At 66.8% G+C, this 19,529-nt stretch carries 17 protein-coding genes; 5 read left to right on the plus strand and 12 right to left on the minus strand.

Annotated features, from left to right (window positions below; translation table 11 throughout):
• Positions 1-5 precede the first annotated feature (5 nt).
• The 4 genes from JNO53_RS02510 to JNO53_RS02525 all read right to left on the minus strand — a co-directional run bounded on the left by JNO53_RS02510 (position 6) and on the right by JNO53_RS02525 (position 5,087).
• Positions 6-746, minus strand: coding sequence for a class I SAM-dependent methyltransferase (locus tag JNO53_RS02510; protein WP_203107286.1), 741 nt, complete (start codon positions 744-746; stop codon positions 6-8).
• Positions 747-803: 57 nt separating this feature from the next.
• Complete coding sequence (gene prfB, locus JNO53_RS02515; RefSeq protein ID WP_203107288.1) at positions 804-1,931, minus strand: peptide chain release factor 2; 1,128 nt, start codon at positions 1,929-1,931, stop codon at positions 804-806.
• A 78-nt stretch (positions 1,932-2,009) separates the two neighbouring features.
• Complete coding sequence (locus JNO53_RS02520) at positions 2,010-2,549, minus strand: peroxiredoxin (protein WP_203107290.1); 540 nt, start codon at positions 2,547-2,549, stop codon at positions 2,010-2,012.
• Between the two features lie 21 nt (positions 2,550-2,570).
• Positions 2,571-5,087, minus strand: a complete 2,517-nt coding sequence (locus tag JNO53_RS02525) for a penicillin-binding protein 1A (RefSeq protein WP_203107292.1) — start codon at positions 5,085-5,087, stop codon at positions 2,571-2,573.
• A gap of 105 nt (positions 5,088-5,192) precedes the next feature.
• Here JNO53_RS02525 and JNO53_RS02530 point away from each other — a divergent pair, with 105 nt between their 5' ends.
• Positions 5,193-5,942, plus strand: coding sequence for a 16S rRNA (uracil(1498)-N(3))-methyltransferase (locus tag JNO53_RS02530; protein WP_203107294.1), 750 nt, complete (start codon positions 5,193-5,195; stop codon positions 5,940-5,942).
• Between the two features lie 39 nt (positions 5,943-5,981).
• Positions 5,982-7,352, plus strand: coding sequence for a glutamate--cysteine ligase (locus JNO53_RS02535; RefSeq protein ID WP_203107296.1), 1,371 nt, complete (start codon positions 5,982-5,984; stop codon positions 7,350-7,352).
• Positions 7,353-7,355: 3 nt separating this feature from the next.
• Here JNO53_RS02535 and JNO53_RS02540 read toward each other — a convergent pair whose 3' ends face one another.
• The 5 genes from JNO53_RS02540 to JNO53_RS02560 form a co-directional block, all read right to left on the minus strand.
• Entirely contained in the window at positions 7,356-8,711 is a 1,356-nt protein-coding gene (locus JNO53_RS02540; RefSeq protein ID WP_203107298.1) for a methyltransferase family protein, read from the minus strand.
• Between the two features lie 59 nt (positions 8,712-8,770).
• Positions 8,771-10,114, minus strand: a complete 1,344-nt coding sequence (locus JNO53_RS02545; protein WP_203107301.1) for an outer membrane protein assembly factor BamB family protein — start codon at positions 10,112-10,114, stop codon at positions 8,771-8,773.
• Between the two features lie 19 nt (positions 10,115-10,133).
• Positions 10,134-10,901, minus strand: a complete 768-nt coding sequence (locus tag JNO53_RS02550) for a tetratricopeptide repeat protein (RefSeq protein WP_238401535.1) — start codon at positions 10,899-10,901, stop codon at positions 10,134-10,136.
• A 131-nt stretch (positions 10,902-11,032) separates the two neighbouring features.
• Positions 11,033-12,184 carry a glycosyltransferase family 4 protein gene (locus JNO53_RS02555; RefSeq protein WP_203107303.1) on the minus strand — a complete coding sequence of 384 codons (1,152 nt, stop codon included), beginning with the start codon at positions 12,182-12,184 and terminating at the stop codon, positions 11,033-11,035.
• Positions 12,181-13,041, minus strand: coding sequence for an alpha/beta fold hydrolase (locus tag JNO53_RS02560; protein ID WP_203107305.1), 861 nt, complete (start codon positions 13,039-13,041; stop codon positions 12,181-12,183). Before JNO53_RS02560 ends, JNO53_RS02555 begins: the two co-directional genes overlap by 4 nt.
• A gap of 87 nt (positions 13,042-13,128) precedes the next feature.
• Between JNO53_RS02560 and JNO53_RS02565 the strand changes: the two genes are divergently transcribed.
• Entirely contained in the window at positions 13,129-14,523 is a 1,395-nt protein-coding gene (locus JNO53_RS02565; RefSeq protein WP_203107307.1) for a protein adenylyltransferase SelO family protein, read from the plus strand.
• A gap of 43 nt (positions 14,524-14,566) precedes the next feature.
• A complete protein-coding gene (astD, locus tag JNO53_RS02570; protein ID WP_203107309.1) occupies positions 14,567-16,027 on the plus strand; it encodes a succinylglutamate-semialdehyde dehydrogenase in 1,461 nt (486 codons plus the stop codon).
• Positions 16,028-16,033: 6 nt separating this feature from the next.
• Here the strand turns inward: astD and JNO53_RS02575 are convergent, their stop codons facing one another.
• Both JNO53_RS02575 and JNO53_RS02580 read right to left on the minus strand, forming a co-directional pair.
• Entirely contained in the window at positions 16,034-16,747 is a 714-nt protein-coding gene (locus JNO53_RS02575) for a hypothetical protein (RefSeq protein WP_203107311.1), read from the minus strand.
• A 194-nt stretch (positions 16,748-16,941) separates the two neighbouring features.
• Positions 16,942-17,376: a glycine zipper 2TM domain-containing protein gene (locus tag JNO53_RS02580; protein ID WP_443111154.1), complete on the minus strand. Its 435-nt coding sequence runs from the start codon at positions 17,374-17,376 to the stop codon at positions 16,942-16,944.
• 190 nt (positions 17,377-17,566) lie between these two features.
• Between JNO53_RS02580 and rarD the strand changes: the two genes are divergently transcribed.
• Positions 17,567-18,475: an EamA family transporter RarD gene (gene rarD, locus JNO53_RS02585; RefSeq protein WP_203107313.1), complete on the plus strand. Its 909-nt coding sequence runs from the start codon at positions 17,567-17,569 to the stop codon at positions 18,473-18,475.
• Here rarD and pyrC read toward each other — a convergent pair.
• Positions 18,472-19,518 (minus strand): dihydroorotase, encoded by a 1,047-nt coding sequence (gene pyrC, locus JNO53_RS02590; RefSeq protein ID WP_203107315.1) that lies wholly within the window; start codon positions 19,516-19,518, stop codon positions 18,472-18,474. The genes rarD and pyrC overlap by 4 nt on opposite strands.
• Between the last annotated feature and the right edge of the window lie 11 nt (positions 19,519-19,529).

Here is a 19,529-nt window from a genome sequence, read left to right on the forward strand (position 1 = left end):
CGGCCTTATCGCGCCGCATTGTCTGCCTTGACCGGCGTTCCCCGGCAGGGCTTGATCTCTTCCGGTTCGGGCCTCTTAGCGGCCCGCTTGAACTGTGCATAGTACCCGGCCAGCTCGGGCGCGTCACGGAACGTCACCAGCTCGAAACCGACCTGCGTGAACTCGCACGCCAGCAGCAGCGGATCGATCCCGTGCTGGTCGGCCGGCCGGTCGATGTCCACCACGATCACCTGGCCGCCCTCGCGCAGCGCGGGCCACATGCGCCACAGGAACGCGTAGGGCTCGCTGATCTCATGGTACATGTGCACCATGAAGATACGATCGAAGCTGTTTTCGGGCAACTTGGGATCGTCGATCTCGCCCAGCTTGATCGAGACGTTGTCGAGCCGCTCGCGCTCGACGCGGCGCGCCAGGCGGTCGAGCGCGTCGCGATCGATGTCCTGCGCGAGCACGCGGCCGCTCTCCCCCACGCGGTCGGCGAGACGCACGGTATAGTAGCCCTCACCCGCGCCGATGTCCGCGACGCTCATGCCCGGTTCGATCGCGGCGAAATCCATCACCTTGCGCGCCTCGCCCACGCTGTCGCGCGCGTCTTCCGACGAGAACTCGTTCGCGCCGAGGCCGGAGACGGGCCGGTCGGGGACCGGGAAGTCGCGCGCGGTTTCGAGCCGGCCGTCGTCGACCGGCTCGCAGGCCGCAAGGCTAAGCGCCAGCGCGGCGCAGAGGAGGGAGAGGAGGCTCTTCATCTGGTCCTGAGACGCCCCTAGCGGAACGGAAGGGCCCGGCAAAGCCGCCGAACGTCCCTACTCGACGTCCTCGACCTCGACCGTCTCGCCAGTGACGCGCTGGGCCAGCGCGGCGGAGATGAACGGGTCGAGCGCGCCGTCGAGCACGTCGTCGGGCGAGCTCGAGGTCGCGCCGGTGCGCAGGTCCTTGACCATCTGGTAGGGCTGCAGGACGTAGCTCCTGATCTGGTGCCCCCAGCCGATCTCGGTCTTGCTCGCATGCTCGGCGCTGGCGGCTTCCTCGCGCTTGCGCATCTCCTCCTCGAACAGCCGCGCCTTGAGCATGTTCATCGCGATGTCGCGGTTCTTGTGCTGGCTGCGGTCCATCTGGCTGGCGACGATGATCCCGCTGGGAACGTGGGTGATGCGCACCGCCGAATCGGTCGTGTTGACGTGCTGCCCGCCAGCACCGCTCGCCCGGTAGGTGTCGATCTTGAGGTCGGCCGGGTTGATCTCGATGTCGATGTTGTCGTCGATCACCGGATAGACCCAGACCGAGCTGAAGCTCGTGTGCCGCCGCGCCGCGCTGTCATAGGGGCTGATGCGCACGAGGCGGTGCACGCCGCTTTCGGTCTTGGCGTAGCCGTAGGCGTTCTCGCCCTTGATCAGCAGGGTCGCGGCCTTGATCCCGGCCTGTTCGCCGGCGTGATAGTCGACCAGCTCGACCTTGAAGCCGCGCCGCTCGGCCCAGCGGGTGTACATCCGCTGAAGCATCTCGGCCCAGTCCTGGCTTTCCGTCCCGCCCGCGCCGGCATGGATTTCGAGATAAGTGTCGTTCGCATCCGCCTCGCCGCCGAGGAGCGCCTGGACCTTGTCCGCGTCGGCCCGTTCGGCAAGCCGCGCGAGACTGGTGAGGCCTTCCGCCACGACGTCGTCGTCACCCTCGGCCTCACCCATCTCCACGAACTCGATCGCGTCGTCCTTTTCGGACCCGATCTGCCGCACCGTGCCGATCGCGCTTTCGAGCCGCTTCTGTTCGCGCGTGATCGCCTGCGCTTCCTTGGGATCGTCCCACAGTGCGGGGTCCTGGACGCGCGCATTCAGCTCGTCGAGCCGGCGCAACGCGCGCTCCCAGTCGAGCGATTGCCGCACCAGCGCCAGCGCGGCGTCGATACGGTCGATATGGGCCTGCCCTTCGGCACGCATAAATTGATTCTCCAAAGGATTTGGCCGCCCGCTTAGCGGAGGGGCGTGCGAAGCGAAAGGGACGCCCGAAAGCGGGCGTCAGCCGCCCCGCTCGAGCTTCTTCACCGCGGCGAGCGTAAGGCGGACGTGATTGCGGTAGTCGAGGTCCGAATGGACGAACACGATCCGGCCGCTCTGGTCGATGACGTAGCTTGTGCGCTCGGTCATCCCGGTGTCCTTGCCGTCGCGGACGAGCGCGGCGTCGTATGCCTCGATGATCTTAGGCGTCGCGGCGCCAACGGCGAACTTGTCGCGGCATTCCTCTCGCGAGAAGCGCTTGAGCGTGTCGATATCGTCGGCCGACATCCCGATCACCGTCGCGCCCGCGGCGGCGAACTCGTCCGACGCCTCGGCAAACTGGCGCGCCTCCAGAGTGCAGCCCTTGGTGAAGGCCTTGGGGTAGAAATAGAGGACGACCGGTCCTTTCGCGAGGGCGGCGCGCAAGTTGAAGGCGAAGGCCTTGCCAGCAAGCGCGGCGTCGGTCGCGAACAGCGGCGCTTTCGCCCCGACCGGCAGCTCGGCCGATGCCGGCGCGGCCAGAAGCGCGGCGAATACGGCGGCCATGGCAAGTTTCCTCATCGCGCTCTCCTTACCCAAACGTCAGTAGATTCCGCCCTGGTCCTCGACGAAGTCCGAAGGTTCGCCGTGACGCCCGGTGCCGGACCCGGCGTTGCGCCGCGCCAGCTCGCCCCGGCGGATCAGATCCAGGAACTCGCGGCGCTTGGCCTCGATCGCGTCGGCGCGCGTGCGCCGCGGCGGCTCGGTATCGGGCTTGAATGCCTCCCAGATGATCGAGCTGAGGGGGTCGTCGGTCGGCCAGCCATCGAGCACGCGCTTGCCGGAGCGCCGGTCGATCCGCACCATTCGCACACCCTGCGGCGCGATGAATGGCTCCTCCGACCAGCGATCGCGCGTCTCCTGCACGAATTCCTTGAACATCGGCGCGGCGGTGTTCCCGCCCTGGACCCAGCCGCCCATGTTCCGGGGCTGGTCGAAGCCGAGATACATGCCCGCGATGATGTCCGGGGATCCGCCCACGAACCAGGCGTTCGTCGGACCGGTAGTCGTGCCGGTCTTGCCGAACAGCGGCAGGTCGAGGTCGCGCAAGCGCACCGCCGTACCGCGCGTCACCACGCCTTCAAGCATGTGGACGACCTGATAGGCAGTGCGCGGGTCGAGCACCTGCTTGCCGCTGCGGCCGAGCCGCGGCATCGGCTTGCCGTCCCATTCGGGCATGTCGCATCGCTCGCAGCTACGGGTGTCGGCGCGCCAGATCACCTTGCCATGACGGTCCTGCACGTAGTCGATCAGCGTCGCATTGTTCTGCCGCCCGTGATTGACCAGCGCCGCATAAGCGTTGACCATCTTGAGCACGGTGGTGTCGCCCGCGCCCAGCGCGAAGGCCGGGTAGGGCTCGTAACTGCCGATCCCGACCCGCTCGAAGGTGTCGATGACCTTGGGCATCCCCGCGTCCATCGCGACGTGCACCGTCATCAGGTTGCGGCTCTGCTCCAGGCCCCAGCGCATGGTGTGGACCCCGCCGCCGCCGCCGCCGAAGTTGCGGAAGCACTTCTCGCCCAGCGCCGCGCCCTGATAGAAGCAGAACGTCTGGTCGGGCACTTGCGTCGCGGGGGTCATGCCGTTGTCGAGGCCGGTGGCATAGACGAACGGCTTGATCGTCGATCCGGGCTGGCGTTCGGCCTGGGTCGCGCGGTTGAAATCGCTCAGGCCGCTGTCGAACCCGCCCTGCATGGCGAGCACACGGCTCGACTGCGGGGCCATGGCCACGAAACCGCCCGAAACCTCGGGTACGGAGCGCAGGCGGTAACCGTTGCCCGAACGCTCGACCGCGACCACATCGCCGACCTTCACCGCATCGGGAAAGCCGGTCAGCGGATAAGTCTCACCGTCGGTGAGCCCCACAGTCGCGGACGATCCGCTGCGTTCGGTCACGACGCCAACGCGCCAGTCGCGGAAGTCGAGGTTGAGGTTGGACGAACGGAGCTGTGCGACGAGATCGCCGTTGTCCGGATCGATCGTCGCTACCGGACCGGGCCAGCCGCGATTCCCGTGGTAGCGCAGCATGCCATTCCGCAGCGCGTCGCGCGCCGCTTCCTGCAGCACGGGATCGAGCGAAGTGCGGACCCACAGCCCACCGGCATAGACGCTGTTGCGCCCATCCTCCGCCGTTTCGCCGAACTTCTCGATCAGCGTGCGCCGGACTTCCTCGAAGAAATAGCCGGCATCGACCGTCTCGTGCTGCGCGCGCATGGGCTTGAGGCCAAGCGGTTGGCTTTTTGCTTCGGTTGCCTCGGCCGCGGTGACGAAATCGTTCTCGACCATCTGGTCGAGCACGAAATTGCGCCGCTCCAGCGCCAACTCGGCGTGCTGCTTGCGCCCGTAGCGCTCCGGCGCCTTGGGAAGGATCGCGAGGAAGGCCATCTCGTGCAGTTCGAGATCGCCCACGTCTTTGTCGAAATAGGCGCGCGAGGCGGCCTGCACGCCGAAGCTGCGCCGGCCGAGCGGGATCTCGTTGAGGTAGAGCTCGAGGATCTGCTGCTTGGTCAGCACCCCTTCGATGCGCCGCGCGAGGATCATTTCCTTGAGCTTGCGGGTGATCGAATATTCGTTCGACAGCAGGATGTTCTTCGCCACCTGCTGGGTGATCGTCGAACCGCCGACCGCACGCTCGCCCGAGCCGAGCTTGCTGACATAGTCGATCACCGCCCCGGCAAGACCGCCGGCGTCGATCCCGCCATGGCTGAAGAACGTCTTGTCCTCTGCCGCGAGATAGGCCTCGATCAGTTCGACCGGAAAGTCGGCGTACTGCAACTGGACGCGGCGCTCGCGGGCATAGGAATAGACGATGTCCCCGTCGATTCCGCGCACCATCGTGGGCAGGGGCGGTTCGTATTCGAGCAGGGTTTCCGCATCGGGCAGGTCGCGCGCAAGCAATGCCCAGACGACGAGCCACAGCGCCAGGAACACCCCCAGCAGAATCGTCGTCCAGCGGAACCAGCGCTTTTCGCGCCAGTTCGTCCTGAACCAGTTCAACGCGCCGGACGCATCGCGGCGGATCCGGTAGCGGAAATACTCGGTGGTAGACTGTTCGGCCATGGTCTGGACGCGTCCCTAGCACGCGGATTCCGTCTTGCGCCATATCGATTAGGTCGGCAGCGCCACAAACCTTCTCCGTTCGACCCGCAAAGCGAGAGGATTGCGATGCCCGCCACCCCCGCCTGGCCGCCCAAATCGACCCCGCGTCTCTATCTCGAGGAGCGGATAGAGGCCGGTGCCACGATCGAGCTCGACCAGGCCCAGTCGCGTTATCTGCTCGGCGTGATGCGGCGCGGCGACGACGATGTCGTGCGGCTGTTCGACGACCGGACGGGCGAGTATCTCGCCCGGCTGGCGGCTGCCGGGGGCGGACGCTGCCTCGCCACGGTCGAGGAGAAGCTGGCGCCGCGCGAAGAGGTGCCGGACCTGTGGCTCTGTGCTTCCCCGCTCCAGCGCGACAACTTCGCACTCGTGGCGGAGAAGGCCTGCGAGCTGGGCGTGCGGCGGTTCGTTCCGGTCGAGATGCGCCGCTCGGTCGTGCGCAAGATCAACGACGCGCGGTTGCAGAAGCGGATGATCGAGGCTGCCGAGCAGTGCGAACGCACCGCCCTGCCCGAGCTCGCACCGCTGACGAAGCTCGACCGGCTCTTGCGAGACTGGCCGGCCGACCGCGCGCTGTTCTTCGCCGACGAGATGGGCGGCGAAGCGCCGGCGGAGGCGCTGGCGAACCATGCCGGCCCGGCAGCCCTGCTGATCGGTCCCGAGGGCGGCTTCGACAATGCCGAGCGCGCTGCGATTCGCGGCCTGCCGCAGGCGCGCCCGATCTCGCTGGGCCCGCGAATCCTGCGCGCCGAAACGGCCGCGATCGCCGCGACCGCGCTCTGGATGGCGGTCGCCGGGGACTGGCGCAATTAGCGCTTTCCTCCCCTTCACCGGTTGCCTATCGCAACGGGCATGAGCACCCGCGAAGCCTCGGCCGCCGACGATCCGACCATCGAGAGCCGCGACCAGCTGGTCGCGCCGATTGCCGCCGGCGAGAAGCCGAAACATGCCTGGCGCATCGGCACCGAGCACGAGAAACTCGTCTACAAGCGGGACGATTTCCACGCCCCCGCCTATGACGAATCATGCGGCATCCGCGACCTCCTGCTCAACCTGCGCAAGTTCGGGTGGGAGCCGGTCGAGGAGGGCGGCAAGGTCATCGCCATGCGCGGCGCGGACGGCACCGTCAGCCTGGAGCCGGCGGGGCAGCTCGAGCTCTCGGGCGCACCGCTCGAGAACCTGCATCAGACCTGCGACGAGACGGGCCGGCATCTCCAGCAGGTCAAGGCGATCGGCGAATGCTGCGGCGTCGGCTTTCTCGGTCTCGGCATGTGGCCAGACAAGACCCGCGAGGCGCTGCCGGTGATGCCCAAGGGCCGCTACGAGATCATGATGCGGCACATGCCGCGCGTGGGTTCGCTCGGCCTCGACATGATGCTGCGGACCTGCACGATCCAGGTGAACCTCGACTACGGCAGCGAGGCGGACATGGTGAAGAAGTTCCGCGTCGGGCTGGCGCTGCAGCCGCTCGCCACCGCGCTGTTCGCCAATTCACCGTTCACCGAGGGCAAGCCCAACGGCTACCTCTCCTACCGCAGCCATATCTGGTCGGACACCGACCCGCACCGCACGGGCATGCTGCCGTTCGTGTTCGAGGACGGCTTCGGTTACGAGCGGTGGGTCGACTACATGCTCGACGTGCCGATGTACTTCGTGTTCCGCGACGGGAAATACATCGACGCCGCCGGGCAGAGCTTCCGCGACTTCCTCGAAGGCAAGCTGCCCGCGCTGCCCGGCGAGAAGCCGCGCGAGAGCGATTGGTGGGATCACCTCTCCACCGCCTTTCCCGAAGTGCGGCTCAAGAGCTTCCTCGAGATGCGCGGCGCGGACGGCGGGCCGTGGAACCGGATCTGCGCCCTGCCCGCCTTCTGGGTCGGCCTGCTCTACGACGAAGCCGCGCTCGATGCGGCGTGGGACGTCGTGAAGGACTGGACGATGGAGGAGCGCGAGGCGCTGCGGGGGGCCGTTCCGAAGCTCGCTCTCGATGCGCCGCTCCCGAACGGCGGCAGGTTGCACGACATCGCGCGCGAGGTGCTGGCGATCTCCCGTTCGGGCCTCGCAGCGCGCGCCCGGGTCAGCAGCGGGGGCGACAACGAGACGGGCTTCCTCGAAACGCTCGACGAAATCGTGGCCAGCGGCAAGGTTCCGGCGCAGCGCCTGCTCGACCTCTACCACGGCGAATGGAACGGCGACGTCTCGCGGGTCTACGAGCAGAGCTTCTAGCACCTACTCCGCGGGCTGCTGCACGGTAGACCTGCGCCGCCGCAGCCCCCGCCCCAGCGCCGCGAGCGGCCGGGTGACCAGCCCATGGCGCTCCATCCATGCGTGATACGCGCGATATTTCTCATCTTCCCCCAGCAAGTGCGCCTCCTCGGTCCTCGCCCGCCAGTAATAGATCGCGCTTACGCAGCCGAGGAAGAAGGTATTGCGCACCACGTCCACCGCCGAACCGCTGGAGACGAGAAACGGCAGCGTCGAGCACCACCAGAAGAGGTTCTTCGACAGGTATGCCGGGTGCCGCGTGAAGCGGTAGGGCCCGTTCGTCAGCACGCCGCGGTAGGTCAGATTGGAAAAGCGCACCCCGAATGCGAGCGTCGCCCAGGCGTAGATCGCGGTCAGGAACACGAGCCACACCGCCCAGACCGAAGCCAGGACGGAATGATCTCCGAACCAGAAACCCCAGCCAGGCGTGTTGACCTCGTACGCCAGCACCCCTTCGGCCCCCATGAAGGCGAAAACGAACGGAGGATAGCAAATCAACGCCGCCAGCCATCCCGCCAGGAACGGGTTGCCGCTGCGGATATGCGCATCGAGCGGGCGGAAGGTGACGAGATAGCCGACCGTGCCGATATGCACGTCGATCACGAACAGGAGTTGGACCAGCAGCATGCCGAGCGCGACCGGGTTGGCGGCGACCTGTGCAAGGTCCGTTTCCACCACCGCCGCAAAGCCGGCGGGCAGGATCGAGATCATGAAAGCGCCAAAGAACGCCTTGATGATCCAGGCCCGCCAGTGCTTCTTCACTTCATCCGGATCGAAGGCCTCGCGCCCGAGGAGCATGGCGCCGAAATGCCAGGCGTGATCGCGCGGGTTCACCAGGTAGCGGTCGAGCCAGAGCACATAGGGCACCGACAGCACGAGCAGAGGGATCGCCGCCGCGGCGATCACGTCCATCGCAAAGAGATATTGCCCTCGCCAGTACCAGCGCGCGACGCAGTAGAGGAAACCTAGGATCGCCCAGGTGACCCAGAGGCCGGCGATCTTCACCATCGAGGCGCCGATCACTTCGGACAGAGGACGCTTGCGGCTCCAGTCGATCCCGGTGGAGGGATTGCGATGAACCTTGTCGACGAAGATCGACCAAAGGACCATCGGCGCCGCGGAGAAGAACAGCGCCGTCAGCGCCGCGTGCGGCCCGGAGAGCGGCTCTCGCGGCCCCGGCAGAGCGAAAGCGTCTGCAAAGTGCGGCCAGTTGCGGCAGAAAACGATCCACGCAAGCAACCCGAGCAGCCCGGCAAGGCCCACGCCCGCCGAGACGTCGCTTGCCGGAAGCCCCTTTGCCGAGATCGGGTGCGCGCTCATGACGAGTCGCGCGATAGCGGCAAAGGGTTAAGCGCGTGGTAAGAGCCCAGGCGGCGCGATTACCGGAAGGCGTGGATCGTGCCGCCGTCGTCGAGCAGGTAGAGGGTGTTGTTGGCCACTACCGGCGGCAGCGACACGGCCGTCTCCAGATCGGTGAACAGGCTCGCCGATCCTTCGCCGACGCTGATCTTGTAGATCTCGCCCTGCGTGCTGGCGACCCACAGGTTGTTGCCCGCAAGGACGGGGCCGGTCCAAAAGATCGGGTCTTCCTTGTCCTCTTCGTCGCGATAGCGCTGCAACTGCGTGATCCACCGCACCTTGCCGGTCGCGCGCGCGATCGCGAGCAGGCGGGCATCGTCGGTGAGCGCGAAAATCCATTCGCCGGCCACCGCCGGGGTGGAGATACCCGCGACGTTCAGTTCCCACTGTCGCTGCCCGGTCACGAGCTCGTAAGCGGCCATGCGGCCGCCCTGGCCCAGAGCGTAAACACTTCCGGAATCGATGATGGGATCGGCGTCGATGTCGGTCAGCGAGCCGACCTCGGTCGAGATCGAGGTCCGCGCGAGAGCGTCCGACCACAGGACCCGGCCGTTCTCGTAGCGGTAGGCCGCCAGTTCGCCCGAGCTGTAGCCGGCGATCACGGTGCCCTGCCCCGCCGCCGGGGTCGCCACGCCGAACACACCCGCTTGCGCCTGTGAGCCGGATTCGTTCCACTGCGTTTCGCCGGTCGCGGCGTTCAGCGCATGGATCTGGTTGTCCTGCGTCATCACGTAGACCGAGTTGAACGCGATCGTCGGCGCGCCGCGCAGCGGCCCTGCAGGCTGCTTCTTCCAGATCTCCGCGCCCGTTTCGGCGTCGAGCGCGATCACCTGGCCGACACCGTTGGTCGCATAGACACGGCCCGCGTTGTAGCTCGCCCCGCCGCCGAACGCCGCGTTGCGCACGTTACCGGCGAGCTCCATCCGGTGGGTCCAGCGCCGCGCGCCGGTCTGTGCGTCGAACGCGTGGATCACCCCTTCCGTGTCAACGGCAAACAGGGCGCCGCCGCCGATCACAGGAGCGGAAGCGAGTTTGCGGCGTTCGCCACCGCCCGCGATCTGCACGGTCCATGCCGACACCGGATGATCCGCCAGCGTCAGGTGGCCGTAAGCTTTGTCGGCCGTGCCGCCGGCCTGGGCCCATTCGCTGTTCGTCTGCGCCGTGGGTAGAACGACAGCCACGCCTGCCAGCGCCGGGTCGACCTTTGCCCCGCTCTCGATCCGCGAAAGCACCGGCTTGCGCTCGCCGATCGTGGGGGTTGTCTTGGTTTCGCTGCCACCGAAAATGCCGCACGCACCGAGCATGCCGGCAAGCGCCGCCACGGCAACGCCGCGGCCAAGAATGGAAATGCGATTCGACTTCATCGGTTAGGCCCGTCCTGACTTATTGCTGCGCTTGCGGCGCGGCCGCGGGTTCTCGAATTCCGTCCAGCACTGCATCGACGTCTTCGATGGCGTCCACACCGAGGACGCCCGCCATCTGCCGTGCACGAGAGCGGAGGCTGTCGGGCTGGGTTTCGTCCTTCGCGATCGATGCGAAGAGCGTTCCCGCTTCCTGGTTCTTGCCCTGCTCGAGGTAGGCCATCGCGACGAGTTCGCCCGCGCTGCCGAAGTAGGGGTTACCCGGCACCGCCAGCGGCTTGAGCCGGGTGACGACCTCACCCGGCTCCTGGCTGTCGAACGTCGCCGCGACCTCGCGAACCGTGGCCAGGTCGCGGAGCAGTTGCGGCACGTCGCCGTCGGCTGCGACTTCCGCGTAGATCTTGGCTGCATCCTCGCTGCGGCCCTGCTCCATCGCAATGCCTGCCTTGAGCAGCGCCGCCTGTGTCGCCGCACCGCCCTCGTCGGCCAAGAGCGGCTCGAGACGTTCGGTTGCGCTGCCGAGATTGCCGGACTGAAGCTGATCGAGCGCGCCCACGAGCGTTTCGGATTCAGTTTCCAGTGCCGCTTCCTGCCGGTGATCCCAGAACAGGTAACCACCGAACGCCACGAGCCCGAGCACGACGGCGGCGATGATGGGCTTGCCGTAGCGCTGTGCGAAGTTCGCCAACTGGTCCTGCCGGACCGCTTCGTCGACTTCGCGCATCAGCACGTCTTCTTCCGAAGCGCGGCGCTGGTCGGGGTTCTGCTTGGAAAGAGGGTTCAGGGCCAAGACGTGGCACTTTCGATCATTCGAGTGAAGGTTCGCCGGGCTGTTTAGCGGATGACCGCGCCAATTCAACTTGGAAACCCGCCTGTCCCCCGCCGCGTGAACCCGAGGTGAAGCGGGGCCGGAGTGGACATTCAGCTCAGCGCATCGTTGTCCATCGCGGAGGAATAGAGGCGGCGATAGGCGGCGATCATCGGTTTCTCGTCGTAACTGGCGCGCGCCTTCTCCCGGTTCGCATACCCGATCCGCTCGCGCAGGGCCGCGTCGCCGGCGAGCTGCGCGAGGCCCTGGGCCAGCGCGCTCTCGTCGCCGGCGGGGCCGATCAGCGGAGCATTGGCCTCGGACACCATATCAGCCACGTCACCCACCGCCGGGGCGACGACCGGTACGCCGGCTGCCATCGCCTCGACCAGCGAGACCGGAAACTGCTCGCTGTCGGAGGAGAGCGCGAATATGTCTAACAGACCGACATAGCGCTCCGGATGAGGTGCGAAGCCGGGCAGATGGACCCGGTGGCCGATGTTGTATTCGTCGGCTTCGGCGCGAATGGCGTCCCGCTCGGGCCCTTCGCCAACGATCACCAGGTGCCAATCCTCGGGCAGATGGCGGAATGCGCGGACCAGCCGCGGCAGGTTCTTGACCGGGCGCAGACCGGCGAGTGTGCCGACCCAGAATTCGCCTTTCCGCTTCACCACGCCGCGCAGAGCGTCCGGCTTCGGGCGCTTGGCGAAGGCCTTGGTGTCGATGCCGTTGGGGATGTGCTTCACCCGCCCGATCGGCTGTTCCCATACCTGCAGCGCGATACCTTCGAGCGTCTCCGAGGGTACGACGAGGCCGTTCGCGCGCCCGAGCGCGATCTTGCGAAACCAGTTGCGAATGGGCTTGAGGCGTTTGCGTTCGTCTTCGTTGAAGCCGTCTTCGTGATGGATCAGCGCAGGCAGCCGGAAAGCGTCCCTGAACGCCGTATGCGCCATCACCGCGTTCATCGCGCCCCAGTTGTAGGTCAGTACGAGATCGTAGCCCTGCATGGCGCGGGCGAGACGCTGCAGGCGGCCCGGTGTCGGCTTTCCCTTCAGCGCGGGGAAATCGCGCGGGTAGGTGACGGGGATCTGCCGCAGGATGTGCTGCGCGGCCTCCATCCGCTCCGGTTCCGCCGAGACGATCGTATGTGAGACCTTCGGGCCAAAGGCGTTGATCAGCCGAACCGAACGCAGTTCCTTGCCGCCGGCGGCGAAGGTCGAATGAAGATGCAGGATCCGCGCCTTGCCGCGCCCTGCGGCGCTCATGCCGCCTTCGCCATCAGCCGGTCGATCGCAGCCACGACGGCAGGCTCATCGAGCAGCGGCGCATGGCCTACGCCAGGCACCGTGACGAGCTCCGCATCGGGATGCCGCGCCAGCATGTTCCGGGCGGTCTCTTCGGAAAGCAGGTCGGAGAGCCCGCCGCGCACGATCAGCAGCGGTCCGCCCTGCAGCGCGTCATAGGCAGGCCAGAGGTCGGGCGGCGCAGCGCCGCCGCCTGCCTGGAACGGCTCGGCGATGCTCATGTCGTAATCGAAGGCGATGCGGCCGTTCTGCTGCACGGTCATCGTGCGCTTGGCCATGGCGATCCAGTCTTCAGTGTCGAAGCCCGGATGGGCCGCCGAATGCACTTCCTCGAGTGCGCGGGCTGCGTGCATCCAGGTCGGGAAATTGCGGCCCTGACCAACGTATTCCGCGATACGCGCCAGCCCCGCGGCCTGGAGCTCGGGGCCCACGTCATTGAGCACCGCGCCGACGATCCGGTCTGGCTCGGCCGCGGCCAGCATCATAGTCATCAGCCCGCCGAGCGAGGTCCCGACCGCGACGAAGCGGGAGATACCTTCCTGCGCCAGCAGAACGGACACGTCCGCGACATATGTCGCCGGCGTGTAAGTCGCCGGGTCGCGCGCATATTCGCTGTCGCCCCGCCCGCGCATCTCGGGCACGAGCACACGGCGCTCCCCCGCCAGATGCTCGGCGAGCGCCGCGAAGTCGCGCGCGTTGCGCGTCAGGCCATGCATGCAGACGACCGGCACACGGTCCTCACGCCCCGGATAGTCGCGGAAATGCAGCTTCAGACCGTCCGGGCTTTCCCAGAAACGGTCGCTAAATCCTGTGTCCATCGGCTTCGGAGAGTTTCCTGTGTCCAAGTTGCTGCATCTCCGGACGGCCGCATTGCCAGCGCCGCCCGCGCAGCCCACTATCGCCCGATGCGCGAAGAACCGCAAGCGTCGCCCTATCGGCCCGATCCCGCGATCCTGCCGCTCTCGGACTGGATTGCGGACGAAGTGACCGCCGCACAATTCCCCCGCGCCACGCTGCGCTTCCGCAATCGCAGATGGGACCGCGCGGTCGGCCTGGACGGTCTCGACGACCGGCAGTGGACCACACACTTCGCGCGGTTCGAACCCCTCGCGGACAACCTGCTGCATCCGCTCGCCTTGCGGTACCACGGCCATCAGTTCCGAGTGTACAATCCGGACATCGGCGACGGGCGGGGCTTTCTGTTTGCGCAGATGCGCGATGCGGAGGAGCGGCTGCTCGACCTCGGTACCAAGGGCTCCGGTCTCACCCCCTACAGCCGCACCGCCGACGGGCGGCTGACGCTGAAGGGCGCAGTGCGCGAGATCCTCGCGACCGAGATGCTCGAGGCGCTGGGTGTCTACACCTCGAAGACTTTCTCGGTGATCGAAACCGGCGAGGAGTTGTGGCGGGGGGATGAGCCCTCCCCGACCCGCTCGGCAGTCATGGTGCGGCTGAGCCACGGGCATATCCGCATCGGCACGTTCCAGCGCCTCCTCGCGCTCGAGGAACGCGAGCACATGGCGGAACTGGTCGACTATTGCCTCAGCCAATTTCCGGGCCCGCAGCCGCCGGCGGATGCGCCCGGGCGGGACGAGCCGGCGATCGTCCTGATGCATCAGGTGGTCGATCGGCTTGCCGACCTTGCGGCCGCGTGGATGGTGGCAGGCTTCGTCCACGGCGTGCTCAACACCGATAACATGAACGTGACGGGCGAGAGCTTCGACTACGGCCCATGGCGCTGGCTGCCCCAGTGGGATTCCGCCTTCACTGCGGCCTATTTCGATCATGCGGGACTCTATGCGTTCGGCCGCCAGCCGGAAGCGCTGCACTGGAACCTCGGACAGTTCGCGGTCGCGCTGCGTCTCCTCGCCGATGCTCCGCCCCTGATCGCGGCGCTGGAGCGGTTCGGGCCGCTCTACATGGAAGCCGTGGCGCGGCGATGGTGCTGGCGTCTGGGCGTCGAATCCCGCGGACCGGAGAGCGACGGCGCGCTCGTCGCGGCCAGTGAGAAGGCGATGCGGGAAAGCGGGGTTCAGCCGGACGGCTTCTTCCATCGTCACCGCGGCGGGCGCGGTGCAGAGGGCGAACTGGCCGAGGCGCTCGAGGGTTACCGCGCTATTCCGTCGGACGATCCGTACTGGAACCTGCCGACGCCGGAAACGATGCTGATCGAGGAGGTCGAGGCAATCTGGTCCGCGATCGACCAGCGCGACGACTGGGCGCTGCTCCACGACAAGGTCGAAGCGATCCGCCGCATGGGCCGTGCGCATGGGCCACCGCCGCCGCCTCGGGGACACTGAGGCACCGACTGGCAGACAATCGGTTTGTTACTACCTTGGGCCTATGGCATTGGCCCCGACATTCAGGAACGCAGGGATACCCGCTCCAGTGAGCAGCAATGAAATCGTGTCTTTCGAACCCGCGACGGGCGAGGAGCTGTGGCGCAGCCCCGCCGGCAACGTCGAGGAAACGGTCGATCGCGCGCGCCGCGCCTGGCCCGCCTGGGCCGCGCAGCCGCTGGCGACCCGCATCGAGCTCTGCCGCCGCTTCGCCAACGAGGTGCGCAAGCAGTCGGATCGCTTCGCCGAGCTGATCGCACGCGAGACCGGCAAGCCGCTGTGGGAAGCGCTCACCGAAGTCGACAGCGTGATCAAGAAGGTCGACATCTCGGTCACCGCCTACGCGGAGCGAACCGGGCAGAAGAAGCTCGACAGTGCACTTCAGGGCACAGCGGCCGTGCGACACAAGCCGCACGGCGTGATGGCCGTGCTCGGCCCGTACAACTTCCCGGCGCACCTGCCGAACGGCCACATCGTCCCCGCGCTGATTGCCGGCAACGCGGTGATCTTCAAGCCGAGCGAGAAGACGCCGGCAGTGGGCGAGTTCCTGGTCGAATGTTTCCACCGCGCCGGCATTTCGGCGGCGGTCGTGCAACTGCTCGTCGGCGGGCCGGAGGAAGGCAAGGAACTGGTCGCCCACCGCGGAGTGGACGGGGTGCTCTTCACCGGCTCGGCGCAGGCGGGGATCGCGATCAACCGCAAGCTCGCGACCAGCCCGGGCAAGATCGTCGCGCTCGAAATGGGTGGCAACAATCCCATTCTAGTACTTGATACGCCGAAGATTCCTGATACGGCGACACTGATCATCCAGTCCGCCTTCACCTCGGCCGGGCAGCGCTGCACGGCGGCACGCAGGCTGATCGTCAAGGCGAGCATGTACGATGCGATCGTCGGCGAGGTGAAAGCCCTCGCCAGCCGCATCATCGTCGGACAGCCTTTCGCCGATCCCGCACCCTTCATGGGGCCGGTGATCGACAACCAGGCAGCCGACCAGTTGATGGAGAGCTTCCTCTATCTGCTGTCGAACGGCGGCAAGGCGATCCGGCACATGACTCGGCCCGACGACGACCTGCCGTTTCTCTCTCCGGCGATGATCGATACGACCGCGATGGCCGATCGGCCCGACGTCGAGTTGTTCGGCCCGCTGCTGCAGGTCATCAAGGTGGAGGATCTCGACGAAGGAATTGCGGAGGCGAACAACACGCGTTTCGGCCTCTCCGCCTCGTTGATCGGCGGAACGCCCCAAGATTACAACAGGTTCTGGGCCAATGTTCGTGCAGGCATCGTCAACTGGAACCGCCCGACCAACGGCGCATCCTCGAACGCTCCCTTCGGCGGCATCGGCCTGTCGGGCAATCACCGCCCCGCCGCCTACTACGCCGCAGACTACTGCGCCTATCCAGTGGCGAGCACCGAGATGGACCAGCCGCGCGCGAGCGTGGGCGTCGGCTTCAAGGACGCCTGAGGCGCCTCACAGCCCACGCGTGACGAGATCGGCTTCCGTAAGGCCGGCGGCATCGGTGCGTGCGTAGAGGGCGAAAGAACCGCCCCCATATTCGCCAAGCAGGACCGATTCATCGCCTGCCGTGGCGAGGGTCGAGGTGAAGCCCGTGTCGAGTGCGCGGGTGTGGTAGAAGGCAAGCACCTCCTCGAGCGGTACGGGTGTTCGGAAATTGACGGCGCGCAGCGCGCATCCCGCTGCGTCGCTGCCCGCCGCCTCCTGCGTCGCGCCGCGGGGATAGACGGGAAACGCCGCCGGCATGCGGGCGGCCCAGATGAAGCCAGGGTCGAGCGAACCGACGCAGGCCTGACTCGCGCCCGCATAGGCGGCGCGCGCGGTAACCGTGATGCGGCTTTCCAGCGGAATTTCCGCTTGGCGCTCCCCCGCCGAGGGCAATCGACGGAAACGATCGCGCCCGCCGACAAGCGCCCGTGCCTCCTCGCGCGCGGCGTCGATGGCACGGGGACTGTCGTTCACCAGAGGAAGGGCATGGTCGATGCCGCCCGTGAGCGCAGCGTTGCCCTCGTTCTGGCGCGAAAGGTCGGGGTCGGTGAGGATCTGATCGTTGATCGCGGCAATCACGGCGGGGTCGATCTCGTCGAGCACCGGCTCGGGACGTTCACCGTCACATGCGGCGAGGACACAGGCGAGCAGCGCGCAGAATGCGATGCGGTGCGTCGCCATGTCAATGCCCCTTTCCAGCCACCTGCCTGAAACGACCTGCGGGTTAGCGGCAAGAGGGAAGAATAGGGTTAACCGGTCGCCAGAAAAGTTGAAGGCGCCCGTCGCCAGGTGGCAAACGGAGCGCCTTCCGCGGCACGGTGGAGCCGCGCTGCGACTGCAGGTGGGTGCAGCCGAAGCTCTTCAGTCAGATCGGATCAGCGGCAACGCGATCCGCTGCGGTCGATCTCGCGGCCCAGGAGGGCACCACCCGCCGCGCCGAGAATGGCGCCGAGGGTGCGGTCGCCGCGGCCGGCAACTTCATGACCGACCAGGCCGCCGACTGCGCCGCCGATCAGGAGACCGGTCGTGCCGTCATCCTTGCGGCAGTAGTAGCGTCCGTCACGGCCGCGCCACGTGCGCCGGTCGCGATAGTCGCGGTCCCGATAGCGATCGTAGCGGCCGCGGTCGTAGCGGCGATAGTCGCGGTCGCGATAGCGGTCGCGCCACTGGTTGCTGCTCTCGATCTCGTAAGTCGCCGCATGGACCGCCTGGTGGGTGGCGGTCGGCACCGCTGCCTGCGCGGGCATTGCCATCGCCAGGCCCGGGGCGGCAATCGCCAGCGCCGCGATCTTGAAAGTCTTCATGGTCATCGCTCGGTCCTTTCTTGTCTCGCCGGATCCCGACTCGATGGGTTATCCGCTCGATGCATTCATGTTTAAGACGTGTTTTCTGAACAGACTGCAACGCGAGATACAGAATTCGAATTTGCGACAAAGCGAGTGATTTCGGCCGCCGAAATGCCCCCTTGCCGGTCTTCCTCGCCCCACCTAATGCCCTTGGGTGACCGATGCACAGCCTCAGACCCGGCAGTCGGGCTTCGCCGCGGCGCTCGCTGCCTACTTCATCTGGGGCTTCCTGCCGCTCTACCTGCTTCTCGTGCGAGAGGTGCCGGCTTTCGAATTCGTCGGCTGGCGAATCATCTGGACACTCCCGATCTGCCTGCTGATCGTGGCGGTTCGCAAGCAGGGCCCGCAGATCCGGGAGGCGCTCTCCAACCGCCGCAGCCTGGCCACCCTGACCGCGAGCGCGATGCTGATCGGCACCAACTGGTTCGTCTACGTCTGGGCGATCCAGCACGATCACGTCTACGCCGCGAGCCTCGGCTACTACATCAACCCACTGATCAACGTGCTTCTCGGCACCTTCGTTCTGGGCGAGCGGCTGAGCGGGCGGCAATGGCTTGCGGTCGCGATTTCCGCCTGCGGTGTCGCGCTCCTTCTCGGCGGCGCGCTGACGACGCTGTGGATCAGCCTCGCACTGGCGGTGACGTTCGGGGCTTACGGCCTGCTGCGCAAGCAGGTCGACGTCGGCGCCCTTCCCGGCCTGACCATCGAATCGGCGCTGCTGCTCATCCCGGCCGGCGCCATCGCCTGGTGGTATGCCGCGTCACCCGCGGGTTCGTCGTTCGGCCAGTCGGCCGAACTCAGCCTCGCAATCGTGCTCGGCGGGATCGTGACCGCGATCCCGCTGCTGCTGTTCGCCATCGCAGCGCGGCGGATGGACTATTCGACGCTGGGCTTCCTGCAATTCCTCGCACCGACGATCGTGTTCATCCTGGGCCTGACGGTGTTCGATCAGCCGCTCCAGCCGGTGCAGCTCGCCTGTTTCGTGCTGATCTGGATAGCGATCGCGATTTTCGTGTGGGACATTCTCGCGCGGCGCCAGGCGGACAAGGTCCTCCAGGCTTAGGCGCGCAGCCTCCAGCGCAGAGTCTCGCCGGCATGGAACGGGACGATCGCCGCGCCACCCGCGTCGATCTCCTCCGCGACATCGATGCCGGTCCGCTCCAGCGTGATCCGTTCCTCGTTGAGCGGTAATCCATAGAAGCGGGGGCCGTTTTCCGAAGCGAAGCTCTCGAAACGGTCGAGCGCGCCTTCCTCGTCGAATACCTGCAGATAGCTCTCCAGCGCGTAGGGTGCGTTGAAGATGCCTGCGCAGCCGCAGGCGTTTTCCTTTGTATGGCGCGCATGGGGCGCGCTGTCGGTGCCGAGGAAGTATTTCGCCGACCCGGAGGTCGCCGCCTTGCGCAGGGCCAGCCGGTGCTTCTCGCGCTTCGCGACCGGCAGGCAGTAGGCATGCGGCCGAATGCCGCCGACAAGCATGGCATTGCGGTTGATGTGGAGGTGCTGCGGCGTGATCGTCGCGCCGACGTTCGCGCTGCCTGCGTCCACGAACTGCACGGCGTCCTCCGTGGTGATATGTTCGAAGATCACCTTGAGCTCGGGCAGCTCGCGCAGCAGCGGCGCGAGAACGCGGTCGATGAACACCTTCTCGCGGTCGAACACGTCGATCTCGGCATCGGTGACTTCGCCATGGACGCAGAGCGGCATGCCGATCGCGGCCATCCGCTCCAGCCCTCCGCGGATATTCGCGACATCGGTGACGCCATGCGCCGAATTCGTGGTGGCGTTGGCAGGGTAGAGCTTGGCCGCGGTGAACACGCCATCGCGGTGGCCGCGTTCGAGTTCGTTCGGATCGGTGTGATCGGTGAGATAGCAGGTCATCAGCGGCGTGAAGCTCACGCCTTCCGGCACCGCAGCCAGAATGCGATCACGGTACGCGTCGGCCGCCTCCACCGTCACGACCGGCGGCGAGAGGTTCGGCATCACGATCGCACGCGCGAACTGGCGCGCGGTGAAGGGCGCGACCCCGCGCAGCACGTCGCCGTCGCGCAAGTGGACATGCCAGTCGTCGGGGCGGCGGATGGTGAGGGATTCGGGCGCGTCGGTCATGGGGCTTCCCT

This window comes from Altererythrobacter sp. C41, from assembly GCF_016803135.1.
Taxonomy (GTDB): domain Bacteria; phylum Pseudomonadota; class Alphaproteobacteria; order Sphingomonadales; family Sphingomonadaceae; genus Pelagerythrobacter.

Coding starts and splice junctions, on each gene's coding strand:
- JNO53_RS02510 (WP_203107286.1), bottom strand. CDS start 746: ATGAAGAGCCTCCTCTCCCTCCTCTGCGCCGCGCTGGCGCTTAGCCTT.
- prfB (WP_203107288.1), bottom strand. CDS start 1,931: ATGCGTGCCGAAGGGCAGGCCCATATCGACCGTATCGACGCCGCGCTG.
- JNO53_RS02520 (WP_203107290.1), bottom strand. CDS start 2,549: ATGAGGAAACTTGCCATGGCCGCCGTATTCGCCGCGCTTCTGGCCGCG.
- JNO53_RS02525 (WP_203107292.1), bottom strand. CDS start 5,087: ATGGCCGAACAGTCTACCACCGAGTATTTCCGCTACCGGATCCGCCGC.
- JNO53_RS02530 (WP_203107294.1), top strand. CDS start 5,193: ATGCCCGCCACCCCCGCCTGGCCGCCCAAATCGACCCCGCGTCTCTAT.
- JNO53_RS02535 (WP_203107296.1), top strand. CDS start 5,982: ATGAGCACCCGCGAAGCCTCGGCCGCCGACGATCCGACCATCGAGAGC.
- JNO53_RS02540 (WP_203107298.1), bottom strand. CDS start 8,711: ATGAGCGCGCACCCGATCTCGGCAAAGGGGCTTCCGGCAAGCGACGTC.
- JNO53_RS02545 (WP_203107301.1), bottom strand. CDS start 10,114: ATGAAGTCGAATCGCATTTCCATTCTTGGCCGCGGCGTTGCCGTGGCG.
- JNO53_RS02555 (WP_203107303.1), bottom strand. CDS start 12,184: ATGAGCGCCGCAGGGCGCGGCAAGGCGCGGATCCTGCATCTTCATTCG.
- JNO53_RS02560 (WP_203107305.1), bottom strand. CDS start 13,041: ATGGACACAGGATTTAGCGACCGTTTCTGGGAAAGCCCGGACGGTCTG.
- JNO53_RS02565 (WP_203107307.1), top strand. CDS start 13,129: ATGCGCGAAGAACCGCAAGCGTCGCCCTATCGGCCCGATCCCGCGATC.
- astD (WP_203107309.1), top strand. CDS start 14,567: ATGGCATTGGCCCCGACATTCAGGAACGCAGGGATACCCGCTCCAGTG.
- JNO53_RS02575 (WP_203107311.1), bottom strand. CDS start 16,747: ATGGCGACGCACCGCATCGCATTCTGCGCGCTGCTCGCCTGTGTCCTC.
- JNO53_RS02580 (WP_443111154.1), bottom strand. CDS start 17,376: ATGACCATGAAGACTTTCAAGATCGCGGCGCTGGCGATTGCCGCCCCG.
- pyrC (WP_203107315.1), bottom strand. CDS start 19,518: ATGACCGACGCGCCCGAATCCCTCACCATCCGCCGCCCCGACGACTGG.